The 10,765-nt window shown below is 75.1% G+C and carries 14 protein-coding genes; 10 read left to right on the top strand and 4 right to left on the bottom strand.

Features of this window, described 5'->3' with window-relative positions:
• Window positions 1-75 precede the first annotated feature (75 nt).
• Window positions 76-798: a DUF2567 domain-containing protein gene (locus O2W15_RS15975; protein WP_269180085.1), complete on the top strand. Its 723-nt coding sequence runs from the start codon at window positions 76-78 to the stop codon at window positions 796-798.
• A gap of 79 nt (window positions 799-877) precedes the next feature.
• Here O2W15_RS15975 and O2W15_RS15970 read toward each other — a convergent pair whose 3' ends face one another.
• Window positions 878-1,825 (bottom strand): LON peptidase substrate-binding domain-containing protein, encoded by a 948-nt coding sequence (locus O2W15_RS15970; protein ID WP_269180084.1) that lies wholly within the window; start codon window positions 1,823-1,825, stop codon window positions 878-880.
• Window positions 1,826-1,905: 80 nt separating this feature from the next.
• Here O2W15_RS15970 and hisD point away from each other — a divergent pair, with 80 nt between their 5' ends.
• The 5 genes from hisD (at window position 1,906) to hisH (ending at window position 5,831) form a co-directional block, all read left to right on the top strand.
• Window positions 1,906-3,222, top strand: a complete 1,317-nt coding sequence (gene hisD / locus O2W15_RS15965; RefSeq protein WP_269180083.1) for a histidinol dehydrogenase — start codon at window positions 1,906-1,908, stop codon at window positions 3,220-3,222.
• A gap of 5 nt (window positions 3,223-3,227) precedes the next feature.
• The gene (locus O2W15_RS15960; protein WP_269162380.1) at window positions 3,228-4,355 is read left to right on the top strand and encodes a histidinol-phosphate transaminase; all 1,128 of its coding nucleotides are present in this window, start codon (window positions 3,228-3,230) and stop codon (window positions 4,353-4,355) included.
• Window positions 4,352-4,948: an imidazoleglycerol-phosphate dehydratase HisB gene (hisB, locus tag O2W15_RS15955; RefSeq protein ID WP_269162210.1), complete on the top strand. Its 597-nt coding sequence runs from the start codon at window positions 4,352-4,354 to the stop codon at window positions 4,946-4,948. The genes O2W15_RS15960 and hisB overlap by 4 nt, the downstream gene beginning before the upstream one ends.
• A 4-nt stretch (window positions 4,949-4,952) precedes the next feature.
• Window positions 4,953-5,129 (top strand): hypothetical protein, encoded by a 177-nt coding sequence (locus O2W15_RS15950; RefSeq protein WP_269180082.1) that lies wholly within the window; start codon window positions 4,953-4,955, stop codon window positions 5,127-5,129.
• 66 nt (window positions 5,130-5,195) lie between these two features.
• On the top strand, window positions 5,196-5,831 hold the full coding sequence (hisH, locus tag O2W15_RS15945) for an imidazole glycerol phosphate synthase subunit HisH (RefSeq protein WP_269180081.1): 636 nt from the start codon (window positions 5,196-5,198) through the stop codon (window positions 5,829-5,831).
• A 129-nt stretch (window positions 5,832-5,960) separates the two neighbouring features.
• Here the strand turns inward: hisH and O2W15_RS15940 are convergent, their stop codons facing one another.
• From O2W15_RS15940 to O2W15_RS15930, 3 genes are read right to left on the bottom strand one after another with little or no spacing between them, the layout of a single operon-like run.
• Window positions 5,961-6,728: an SDR family NAD(P)-dependent oxidoreductase gene (locus tag O2W15_RS15940; RefSeq protein ID WP_269180080.1), complete on the bottom strand. Its 768-nt coding sequence runs from the start codon at window positions 6,726-6,728 to the stop codon at window positions 5,961-5,963.
• 16 nt (window positions 6,729-6,744) lie between these two features.
• Window positions 6,745-7,344 (bottom strand): nitroreductase family protein, encoded by a 600-nt coding sequence (locus O2W15_RS15935; RefSeq protein ID WP_269162214.1) that lies wholly within the window; start codon window positions 7,342-7,344, stop codon window positions 6,745-6,747.
• A gap of 31 nt (window positions 7,345-7,375) precedes the next feature.
• Window positions 7,376-7,924 carry a TIGR03086 family metal-binding protein gene (locus tag O2W15_RS15930; RefSeq protein WP_269180079.1) on the bottom strand — a complete coding sequence of 183 codons (549 nt, stop codon included), beginning with the start codon at window positions 7,922-7,924 and terminating at the stop codon, window positions 7,376-7,378.
• Between the two features lie 38 nt (window positions 7,925-7,962).
• On the opposite strand from O2W15_RS15930, the gene O2W15_RS15925 reads away from it, so the two are divergent.
• The 4 genes from O2W15_RS15925 to hisF are packed head-to-tail and all read left to right on the top strand — an operon-like array spanning window position 7,963 to window position 10,765.
• Window positions 7,963-8,847: a helix-turn-helix domain-containing protein gene (locus O2W15_RS15925; protein ID WP_269180078.1), complete on the top strand. Its 885-nt coding sequence runs from the start codon at window positions 7,963-7,965 to the stop codon at window positions 8,845-8,847.
• 9 nt (window positions 8,848-8,856) lie between these two features.
• Entirely contained in the window at window positions 8,857-9,588 is a 732-nt protein-coding gene (priA, locus tag O2W15_RS15920) for a bifunctional 1-(5-phosphoribosyl)-5-((5-phosphoribosylamino)methylideneamino)imidazole-4-carboxamide isomerase/phosphoribosylanthranilate isomerase PriA (RefSeq protein ID WP_269162218.1), read from the top strand.
• On the top strand, window positions 9,585-9,974 hold the full coding sequence (locus O2W15_RS15915; RefSeq protein ID WP_269180077.1) for a RidA family protein: 390 nt from the start codon (window positions 9,585-9,587) through the stop codon (window positions 9,972-9,974). The genes priA and O2W15_RS15915 overlap by 4 nt, the downstream gene beginning before the upstream one ends.
• Window positions 9,971-10,765: an imidazole glycerol phosphate synthase subunit HisF gene (hisF, locus tag O2W15_RS15910; protein ID WP_269166735.1), complete on the top strand. Its 795-nt coding sequence runs from the start codon at window positions 9,971-9,973 to the stop codon at window positions 10,763-10,765. The genes O2W15_RS15915 and hisF overlap by 4 nt, the downstream gene beginning before the upstream one ends.

Raw genomic sequence — 10,765 nt, 5'->3', positions numbered from 1 at the left:
GGCGGTGGGCCCCCGCAGGGGTGCACTGGGTCGGGCCGCGGGTGCGCGCACAGCCGGGCCAGCGACACTGGACCGGTGACCGATCCCCGCACCGCCGGGCCGGCGCCGGGTGGACCGGCCGGTCCCGGCGCCCCGCCGGCGTCCCGGCTCGCGCCACCCCCACCGGGCTGGGCGCCCCAGCAGCCGGCGAGCCGGGCCGGGTGGGGGCCCGGCCTGCGCGGCAGTCGCGCCGACCTGCGGGCCGGGCTGGTCACCGTCCTGGCGTTGACGGTCGCCGGCCTGGGCGCCGGTGCCCTGTGGGCCTGGCTCGCCCCGCGGGTCGACTACCGGGTCACCGAGAGCCAGCTCGTGCCGGTGGTCGGGGTGCCGAGCGCCGAGGTGTTCATGGCCGACGACGGCGTGTACGTCCTCCTGCTCGCCGGGCTGGGGCTCGTGGCCGGTGTCCTGGTGTGGCTGGTGCGCAGCCGTCGCGGGGTGCCTGCGCTGGTCGGCCTGGCCATCGGGATGGTCGGTGGCGGGGTCGTCGCCTGGCAGCTGGGGGAGTGGCTGGGGGCCGGGCCCACCGAGGCGGAGCTGACCGAGGTCGGGGCGACGGTCACCACCGGCGTCGACCTGGGCGCGACCGCGGCGCTGGCCGTCGGCCCCTTCGTCGCCGTCCTCACCTACCTGGTGGCCACCGCGGTCACGCCGGACGACGACCTCGGCCGCCCCGACGACGGTGCCCCGCGGCCCGAGCACCAGCTGCCGCTCCGCCCGCCGCTCCCGCCGGTGCCACCGGCAGCTCCCCGCCGGCCGTAGCAGGAGGACCCCGTCCCCCTCACCCCTCGCACGCTCGGGGCGAGCCTCTGGACGGGGCCGACGCGCAGTCGCCCTTCCCCTAGTTCGGGGTCAGTGGGGTGGCGAACTGGCGCAGCGGCACCGGGACCGCCCCGAGGGTCCGCAGCAGGGTGAGCTCCCGGCGCAGCATCCGGGACTCCATGCCCAGACGGCGGCGGGTCGCGGACTCGGCCAGCAGCGCCTGCCGGTCCTCGGTCGTCAGCAGGGCCACCGAGGCCACCAGGTAGGACAGCCCCCGGGCGTCGTCGCTGACCTCGCGCAGCAGGGCCGCGGTGTCGGCGATCCCGGCCGGGGCGGCGTCGTCCTCGGGCATCAGGTCGTCGGAGGTGAGTGCGTCCAGCACCTCGTCCGGGAGCCCGTCGCCGCCGCCCTGGCGGATGGCGACGTCGGCCACGTACCGGGCGAACAGGTCGCGGACGTTCCCGGCCAACAGCTCCAGCGAGCCGCGGGCCACCTCGGTCACGACGTCGTCGGGCTCGAGCCCGGTGGCGGTGTCCACGCCGATCAGCCCCTCGGCGTCCCCAGCGGCCTCTTCGGCCGCCTCCTCCTCGTGGAGCCACTCGACGACCGCGCGCAGGTACGTCGGCGGGGCGCCGGCGCCGATGTCGGTCTCCCCGCCGCCGGCGGGCACCGCGTGCTCGTCCAGGTCGGCGGGCGCCAGGACCTCGAGGAGCCGGAATCGCTCATCGCCGACGGCCACCACCTGGTACCCGCCGTCGGACTGGGGTGCGACGACGCGCAGCACCGCGGTGCAGCCCACGTCGAACAGGGCCTCGGCCGGCGCGACGCGCTCCACCTCCCAGCCCTGGCGGATCGCCACGACCCCGAATCGGCGCGGCGTCCCCTCCGGGAGCGCGGAGAGGTCGGCGACGAGCTGGCGGTACCGGGGCTCGAAGATCTGCAGCGGCAGGACGACGCCGGGGAAGAGCGGGGTCTCAAGAGGGAACAGCGGGATGACCTCCCGGTCTCCGGTCCCGTCCTCGCCCACGCCGGGAGCCTACGGGCAGCGGGGCCGGTGCACCCGCCGTCTACCGTGGGGTGTTCTCCCGTCGTACCCGGAGGTGCTCCGTGCTGTCCCGCATCGACCTGCGTGGTCCTGCTCTGCCCGGGCCGCGTGAGCTCGCCCAGCTGCTGCCGCGCGCCGGCGTCGACATCGACTCGGTGCTGGACGTCGTCCGGCCCATCTGCGAGGACGTGCGGGCGCGCGGCGCGGAGGCGGTCCGTGAGATCACCGCGCGGCTGGACGGCGTCGACGTCCCGGACATGGCCGTGCCGCAGGCCGCGCTGGACGACGCGCTGGCCACCGTCGACCCCGCGGTGCGCGCCGCCCTGGAGGAGTCGATCCGCCGGGTGCGGATCGTGCACGCCGACCAGCGCCGGACCGACGTCACCACCGACGTGGTGCGCGGGGGCACCGTCACCGAGCGATGGGTACCGGTGCGCCGGGTCGGGCTGTACGTGCCCGGCGGGCTGGCCCCGCTGCTGAGCTCGGTGGTCATGAACGTCGTCCCGGCGCAGCTGGCCGGGGTCACCTCGATCGCGGTGGCCAGCCCGCCGCAGCGGGACAACGGCGGTCTGCCCGACCCCGGGGTGCTCGCGGCGTGCGCGCTGCTGGGCGTCACCGAGGTGTACGCGGTCGGCGGGGCGCAGGCGATCGCCGTCTTCGGCTACGGCGCCGGCTCCTGCGCGCCGGTCGACCTGGTCACCGGGCCGGGCAACGTCTACACGACCGCGGCGAAGCGGCTGCTGCGTGGCCTCATCGGCATCGACTCCGAGGCCGGCCCGACCGAGGTCGCCGTCCTGGCCGACGACACCGCCGACCCGGTGCACGTCGCCGCCGACCTGATCAGCCAGGCCGAGCACGACCCGCTGGCCGGTGCGGTGCTGGTCACCACCAGCGAGGAGCTGGCCGACGCCGTCGGTGAGCTGCTGCCCGGACAGGTGGCGGCCACCAAGCACAGCGACCGGATCACCACCGCGCTCGGGGGCACCCAGTCGGGCATCGTGCTGGTCGACGACCTGGACGCCGGGCTGGCCGTGGTCGACGCCTACGCCGCCGAGCACCTGGAGATCCAGACCCGCAATGCCCGTGCGGTGGCGATGCGGGTGCGCAACGCCGGCGCCGTCTTCGTCGGCCCGTGGGCCCCGGTCTCCCTCGGTGACTACGCGGCCGGCTCCAACCACGTGCTGCCCACCGGCGGCTGCGCCCGGCACTCCAGCGGGCTCAGCGTCCAGACGTTCCTCCGCGGCATCCACGTGGTCGAGTACGACGAGCAGGCCCTCGCCGAGGTCGCCGGGCACATCGACGCCCTGGCAGGAGCGGAGGACCTGCCGGCGCACGCCGCCGCGGTGCGGGCCCGGCAGCAGTCGCCGTCCCGGTCGTGACCGCGATGGAGGCGCTCCCGCTGCGGCCGGAGCTGCGTGGCCGGTCGCCGTACGGCGCGCCGCAGCCACCGGCCGAGCACCGGCTCAACACCAACGAGAACCCGCACCCGCTGCCCCCGGCGCTGCTGGCGGACCTCCAGGTGGCCCTGGCCGAGGCGGCCACCGGCCTCAACCGCTACCCCGATCGGGACGCCACGGCGTTGCGGGCCGACCTGGCCGCCTACCTGACCCGGACGAGCGGTGAGCAGGTCGACCCGGCGCAGGTGTGGGCGGCCAACGGCTCCAACGAGGTGCTGCAGCAGGTGCTGCAGACCTTCGGCGGCGCGGGCCGGACGGCGCTGGGCTTCACCCCGTCCTACTCGATGCACCCCATCCTCAGCGCGGGCACCGGCACCGCCTGGGTCGACGGACACCGCCGCGCCGACTTCACCATCGACCCGGCGGCCGCCGCCGCCCAGGTGCGCGAGGTGCGGCCGGACGTCGTCTTCGTGACCAGCCCGAACAACCCGACCGGCACCGCGGTGGAGCTGGACACCATCGCCGCGCTCTACGAGGCCACCAGCTACGACGACGGCGCCGGCGTCCTGGTCGTGGACGAGGCCTACACCGAGTTCGCCCGCACCGGCACGGTCTCCGCGCTCTCGCTGCTGCCCGGGCGCCCACGGCTGATCGTCAGCCGCACGATGAGCAAGGCGTTCGGCATGGCGGGGCTGCGGCTGGGCTACCTGGCCGCCGACCCCACCGTGGTCGACGCGCTGCAGCTCGTCCGGCTGCCGTACCACCTCAGCTCGCTGACCCAGGCCGCGGCGCGGGCCGCGCTGGCGCACACCGAGCAGCTGCTGGCCACGGTCGCCCTGGTCAAGGCCGAACGCGACCGGATCGTCGCCGCGCTGCCCGGCATGGGGCTGACCAGCGTGCCCAGCGACGCCAACTTCGTGCTGTTCGGGCACTTCACCGACTCCGCCGCGGCCTGGCAGGCGCTGCTGGACCGCGGGGTGCTCGTGCGCGACGTCGGGCTGCCCGGCTGGCTGCGGGTCACCGCCGGCACGACCGAGGAGACCGACGCGTTCCTCACCGCGCTGGGTGAGGTCGCACCGGCGCACCGCAGCTCTCTGGGAGGATCGCCGGCATGAACCGCACTGCACGGGTCGAGCGCACGACCAAGGAGACCAAGCTCGTGGTCGAGGTCGACCTCGACGGCACGGGGGCGGCCGACGTCGCCACCGGGGTCGGCTTCTACGACCACATGCTCACCGCGCTGTCCAAGCACAGCGGCATCGACCTGACCGTGCACGCCGACGGTGACCTGCACATCGACGCCCACCACACGGTCGAGGACGTCGCCATCGCACTCGGCCAGGCCTTCGCCGAGGCGCTCGGCGACAAGCGCGGCATCACCCGCTACGGCGACGCCACCATCCCGATGGACGAGGTGCTGGTGCAGGCCGCCGTCGACCTCTCCGGCCGGCCGTACTTCGTGCACGCCGAGCCCGAGAACATGACGCCGATGATCGGGCCCGACTACCCGACCAGCCTCACCAAGCACGTGCTGGAGTCCTTCGCGTTCAACGCCCGGATCAGCCTGCACGTGCGGGTGCTCTACGCCGGCCGGGACGCCCACCACATCGTCGAGGGCCAGTTCAAGGCGCTGGCCCGGGCGCTGCGCACCGCCGTCGCGCTCGACCCGCGGGTCACCGACGTGCCCTCGACCAAGGGCGCTCTGTGAGGTCGTGACCTTCGGCGTCGCACTCCTGGTCGTCGGCGGGTTCCTGCTCGGCGGCGCCTTCAGCATCTTCAAGGCCGACTCCGACACCGACGGTCGCACCGGCGTGCAGGTGGCCTTCGCCGTCATCCTGCTGGTCGCCGCGCTGCTGGCGACGGCGGCCGGCGTCCTGCGTCTGGTCTAGGGGCGGTCGCCCCGCAGCCCGGGAATGCCGGCGGGCCGCGGACGGCTGGTGGGTAGCGTGGCAGCTGTGAAGAAGGTCGTCGTCCTCGACTACGGGTCGGGCAACCTGCGCTCGGCAGAGCGCGCGCTGACCCGGGTGGGCGCCGACGTGACCGTGTCCGCCGACCCGGAGGTCGCGCTGGAGGCCGACGGCCTCGTCGTCCCCGGGGTGGGCGCCTACGCCGCCTGCATGGACGGGCTGCGGGCCGTCGACGGGCCCAAGGTCATCGGCCGACGGCTCGCCGGTGGGCGCCCGGTGCTCGGCATCTGCGTGGGCATGCAGATCCTGTTCGAGCGGGGCGTCGAGCACGGGCAGGACACCGAGGGCTGTGGGGAGTGGCCCGGCGTCGTCGAGCAGTTGCACGCGCCGGTGCTCCCGCACATGGGCTGGAACACCGTCTCCTCGCCGGAGGGCTCGACGCTGTTCGCCGGCCTGGAGGGGCAGCGCTTCTACTTCGTGCACTCCTACGGGGTCCGGGAGTTCCCGCTCGCCGAGCCCGGCGTCACCGGCCGGCTGACCCCGCCGGCGGTCACCTGGGCCGAGCACGGTGACCGGTTCGTCGCCGGGGTGGAGAACGGACCGCTGTCAGCGACCCAGTTCCACCCGGAGAAGAGCGGTGACGCCGGCGCCGCACTGCTCACCAACTGGCTCGACAGCATCTGACCGCGATCCTCCGGACCGCACCACGGTCAGGTGCGGTGCCCGTCGTGCGCTGAGTCGTTTCGTCGGTCGGCGTCGGGAGCCTCCGGCTCCGGCGACGACGACCGACAGCGGCCTTGCGGCCGCGACCCCCTAACTCCGCAGGTAGCTGGCGCCGTTGACGTCGATGATCGTGCCGGTGGAGAACCGGGCGCCCGGGGAGGCCAGCCACAGCACCGCGGAGGCGACCTCGGCGGGGTCGGCGACCCGGCCGTAGGGCGACTGGGCCCGGACGGCGTCCCCGCCGGGACCGTCGAGGACCTCGCGGGCCATCTCGGTCTGCACGAACCCGGGGGCCACGGTGCCCACGGAGATGCCGTGCGGGGCCAGCGCGAGCGCCATCGACTGGCCGAAGGCGTTCAGCCCGGCCTTGGACGCGCCGTAGGCCGGGTTGTTCGGCTCGCCCCGGAACGCGCCCCGGCTGGAGACGTTGACCACCGCGCCCCCGCCGGCGGCGATCAGGTGCGGCAGCGCCCGGAACGTCGCGTTGGCCGGGCCGACGAGGTTGACGGCCAGGGTGTGCTGCCAGGCCGCCTGCCACTCGTCGTAGCTGGTCTCCAGCGGCGGGTGCGCGGTGAAGACACCGGCGTTGTTGACCAGCACGTGCAGCCCGCCCAGCGATTCGGCGGCCTCGTCGACCATCCGGCCCACGGCGTCGGGGTCGGTGAGGTCGGCCTGCACCAGCACGTGCCCGTCGCCGGGCAGCTCGGCGAGCACCTGCTCGGCCCGCTCCCGGGAGCCGCCCCAGTGCACCGCCACCCGGTCGCCCTGGGCGGCGAACGCGAGTGCGATCGCGCGGCCGATGCCGCGGGAGGCGCCGGTCACCAGGACGGCGCGCGAGGTCGGGGTCTGCGGGTCCACGAGAGGAGTCAACCAGTCACCAGCTGCCGCGGTGGACGACCTCGTCCACCCCCCGCCGACCGCGGTCGAGCGACGGCGACCGCTTGTCCTCGGTGCCGGGGTAGCCGACGGAGACGCAGCCGATCGGCGTGTACGCGGCCGGCACCCCGAAGGCCTCGCGGAAGGCGGCGATGCGCTCCGGCGGGACGCCGAAGAAGCACGCGCCCAGCCCCTCGTCGACCGCGGTGAGCAGCATCAGCAGCGACGCCATCCCGGTGTCGACGTCCCAGTAGGGCACCGGCCAGCGGGCCTCGTCGCGGTCGGTCCAGCCCTTGTCGGACTCCGCGTAGCGCTCCAGGTAGGCGGCCTTGTGCGACAGCGGCACGACCAGCAGCGGCGCGCGGCGCATCCGGGTCAGCCAGCCGTCGGGCGCACCGGGACCGGTGGTCGCGGCCCAGAAGCGGTCGCGTTCCGCCGGCGTCTCCAGCACCAGGAACGCCCAGCCCTGGCTGAACCCAGCCGACGGCGCCCGGATCGCGTGCTCGAGCAGCCGCTCGCGGACCTCGGCGGGCACCGGCCGGTCGGGGTCGTAGTCACGCACCATGCGGCGCCGGCGGACGACGTCCCTGAACTCCATGGGCCCCACCCTGCCGCAGCGGTCCGACAGGTCAGGCCACCCGGCCGAGCCGGGCCAGCAGGCGGGCCTCCCGGTCGGCGTCCGCGGGCACGTCCAGGGCCGGGCGGCAGATGCCCTCCATGTGGAGGGCATCGCCGAAGCCGTCCGCACCGGCCTCGACCCGGTCCAGCTCCTCGTCGGTGAGGTCGTCGTCGGCGCCGACGGCGCGGGCGACGTCCCAGCGGTGCACGACCATGTCCCACACGTAGAACTGCTCGAAGGCGGCGCCGACCGTGGTGCGCCCGAAGAACCCGTCGAACTCCCGGGAGGCCACGGTCTCGTCGGACACCGCCTCGGTGACCCGCTCCGCGTGCGCGCGCCAGGCGGCGGCCGGGTCGGCGGCCACGTCGGGTGCCTCGCCCAGGTCCACGCCGTGCGTGGTGAGGAACTCCCGCTGCGTCCCGATCACGTGCCCGACGACGTCGGCGGCGGTCCAGCCCTCGCACGGGGACGGGCGCGACCAGCCGGTCGGGGGCACGGTGTCGAGCAGCGCGGTGAGGGGACGGTCGGCTGCCGCGTAGCTCGTGGCGGTGGAGGTCATGCCGGGGAACCTAGGAGCGTGCGGCAGGCTCGGTCTTGATGAAAGCCGACAGCGGGCCCCCGGACGGCGGGACGACCCCGCGGGACGCCGTCGAGCGCGCCCACCTCAAGGAGCCGGACGACGTCTCGCACGTCATGTACCGGTACCCGGTGGAGCCCGGGTTCGACGGGCTGCTGCAGCGGTTCTGGATCCCGGTCTGGTCGGTGCCCGCGGGGCGCGAGGCGCCGCAGCGGGTCCTGCAGTACCCGGTGTCGCTGGTCGTCGTGGCCGCCGACTACGCCCGCTTCTACGGCGTGGTCTCCGGGCTGTCCACCACGACGCTGACCGGCAGCGGGTGGGCGGTCGGGGTGATGTGCGCACCCGCCGCCGGCTCGCTCATCGCCGGCGGGCCGATGAGCGACCACACCGACGGGCACGTCGACGTGGCCGACGTCCTCGGTCCGGCGGGGGAGACCCTGACCGCCCGGGTCCGCGCCGCGATGGCCCCCGACCCGCATGCCCCGGCCGCGCACTCCGCCGCCATGACGGCCTTCGGCGCCGCACTGCGACCGCTGCTGCCGGTCGACTCCGACGGGGAGCTGGTCAACCGGGTGGTGGCGTACGTGGAGGGCGACCGGGAGGTCCTCCGCGTCGGCCAGGTCTGCGCGCAGTTCGGCCTCTCCGAGCGGGCCCTGCAGCGGCTGGTCCACCGCCGACTCGGGCTGACCCCGAAGTGGCTGATCCAGCGACGCCGGTTGCAGGAGGCCGCGGAGCGGCTGCGCGCGGGCCCGGCCGACCTCGCGGGGGTGGCCGCGGCGCTGGGCTACGCCGACCAGGCGCACTTCACCCGCGACTTCGCCCGCGTCACCGGCGTCCCACCGGGGCAGTTCGCCGCCCGCTACGGGGCCGGCGGCTCACGCGGGCCCGGGAGCGGCGTCTCCTAGGCTGTGCCCGTGCCGAAGCTCCAGCTGCTCCCTGCCGTCGATGTCGCCGACGGCCTCGCCGTCCGCCTGGTCCAGGGGGAGGCCGGCAGCGAGACCTCCTACGGCGACCCGCTCGAGGCGGCGCTGGCCTGGCAGCGCGACGGCGCCGAGTGGGTGCACCTGGTCGACCTGGACGCTGCCTTCGGGCGTGGCTCCAACCGCGAGCTGCTGGCCCGCGTGGTCGGTGAGCTGGACGTCGACGTGGAGCTCTCCGGTGGCATCCGGGACGACGAGTCGCTGACCGCGGCGCTGGCCACCGGCTGCCGGCGGGTCAACCTGGGCACCGCCGCGCTGGAGTCCCCGGAGTGGTGCGCGCGGGCGATCGCCGAGCACGGCGACCGGGTCGCCGTCGGCCTGGACGTGCGCGGCACCCGGCTGGCCGCCCGCGGCTGGACCAAGGAGGGCGGCGAGCTGTACGAGACCCTCGCCCGGCTGGACGCCGAGGGGTGCGCCCGCTACGTCGTCACCGACATCACCAAGGACGGCACGCTGCGCGGCCCGAACCTGGACCTGCTGCGCGAGGTCTGCGCGGCCACCCCGCGCCCGGTGGTCGCCTCCGGCGGCGTCAGCTCGCTGGAGGACATCCGCGCGCTGGCCGCACTGACCGAGGTCGGCGTCGAGGGCTCGATCGTCGGCAAGGCGCTGTACGCCGGCCAGTTCACCCTGCCCGAGGCGCTGGCGCTGACCGAAGAACTGGCATGACCGCGCTCCGGCTGGGCTCGGGGACTCCCTGGGAGGCGGTCGTCGGCTACAGCCGCGTCGTCGTCGCCGGTGACACCGCGTGGGTCAGCGGCACCACCGCGACCGTCGACGGGCAGGTGGTGCACCCCGGGGACGCGGGCGCCCAGACCCGGGTGGCGCTGGAGACGATCATGCGTTCGCTGGCCGACGTCGGGTTCGCCCCGGGCGACGTCGTCCGCACCCGGCTGTACGTCACCGACATCAGCCGCTGGGAGGAGGTCGGGCGGGTGCACGGGGAGTTCTTCCGTGACGTCCGGCCGGCCACCGCGATGGTGCAGGTGGCCGGCCTGATCGACCCGGCGATGCTGGTGGAGATCGAGGCCGACGCGGTTCGGGGTGCGGCATGAGCCTGGCCGTGCGGGTGATCCCCTGCCTGGACGTCGACGCCGGCCGGGTGGTGAAGGGCGTCAACTTCGTTGACCTGGTCGACGCCGGTGACCCGGTGGAGATGGCCCGGGTCTACGACGCCGAGGGTGCCGACGAACTGACCTTCCTGGACATCACCGCCAGTTCCGGTGACCGGGAGACCACCTACGACGTCGTCCGGCGCACGGCGGAGAGCGTGTTCATCCCGCTCACCGTCGGCGGTGGGGTGCGCAGCGTCGCCGACGTCGACCGGCTGCTGCGCAACGGGGCGGACAAGATCGCGGTGAACACCGCGGCGGTCACCCGGCCGGAGCTGATCGCCGAGATCGCCGACCGGTTCGGCAACCAGGTGCTCGTGCTGTCGCTGGACGCGCGCCGCGTCCGAGACGGGGTGCAGACCGACTCCGGCTTCGAGGTCACCACCCACGGTGGCCGGCGCGGCACCGGCCGGGACGCCGTGGAGTGGGTGGTGCAGGCCGCGCAGCTGGGCGTCGGCGAGGTGCTGCTGAACTCGATGGACGCCGACGGCACCCGCGCCGGCTTCGACACCGACCTGATCTCCGCCGTCCGCCGCGAGGTGACCGTGCCGCTGATCGCCAGCGGGGGAGCGGGTGCGGTCGACCACTTCCCGCCGGCGGTGGCCGCCGGCGCCGACGCGGTGCTCGCCGCCAGCGTCTTCCACTTCGGGCAGCTGCGGGTCGGCGACGTGAAGCAGGGGCTGGCCGCGGCCGGGGTGCCGATCCGGCAGGAGGCCGACCGCCCGCTGCGGTGA

This window comes from Modestobacter sp. VKM Ac-2979 (assembly GCF_026967995.1).
Taxonomy (GTDB): Bacteria; Actinomycetota; Actinomycetes; order Mycobacteriales; family Geodermatophilaceae; genus Modestobacter.
Note: the sequence above shows the minus strand (reverse complement) of the source record. Positions and strands in the feature narration are given on the sequence as shown.

Bases quoted from the DNA above. Each gene is read 5' to 3' on its own strand.
- O2W15_RS15960 (WP_269162380.1), top strand. From the start codon at position 3,228: ATGGAGGCGCTCCCGCTGCGGCCGGAGCTGCGTGGCCGGTCGCCGTAC.
- hisB (WP_269162210.1), top strand. From the start codon at position 4,352: ATGAACCGCACTGCACGGGTCGAGCGCACGACCAAGGAGACCAAGCTC.
- O2W15_RS15935 (WP_269162214.1), bottom strand. From the start codon at position 7,344: ATGGAGTTCAGGGACGTCGTCCGCCGGCGCCGCATGGTGCGTGACTAC.
- O2W15_RS15930 (WP_269180079.1), bottom strand. From the start codon at position 7,924: ATGACCTCCACCGCCACGAGCTACGCGGCAGCCGACCGTCCCCTCACC.
- O2W15_RS15925 (WP_269180078.1), top strand. From the start codon at position 7,963: ATGAAAGCCGACAGCGGGCCCCCGGACGGCGGGACGACCCCGCGGGAC.
- O2W15_RS15915 (WP_269180077.1), top strand. From the start codon at position 9,585: ATGACCGCGCTCCGGCTGGGCTCGGGGACTCCCTGGGAGGCGGTCGTC.
- hisF (WP_269166735.1), top strand. From the start codon at position 9,971: ATGAGCCTGGCCGTGCGGGTGATCCCCTGCCTGGACGTCGACGCCGGC.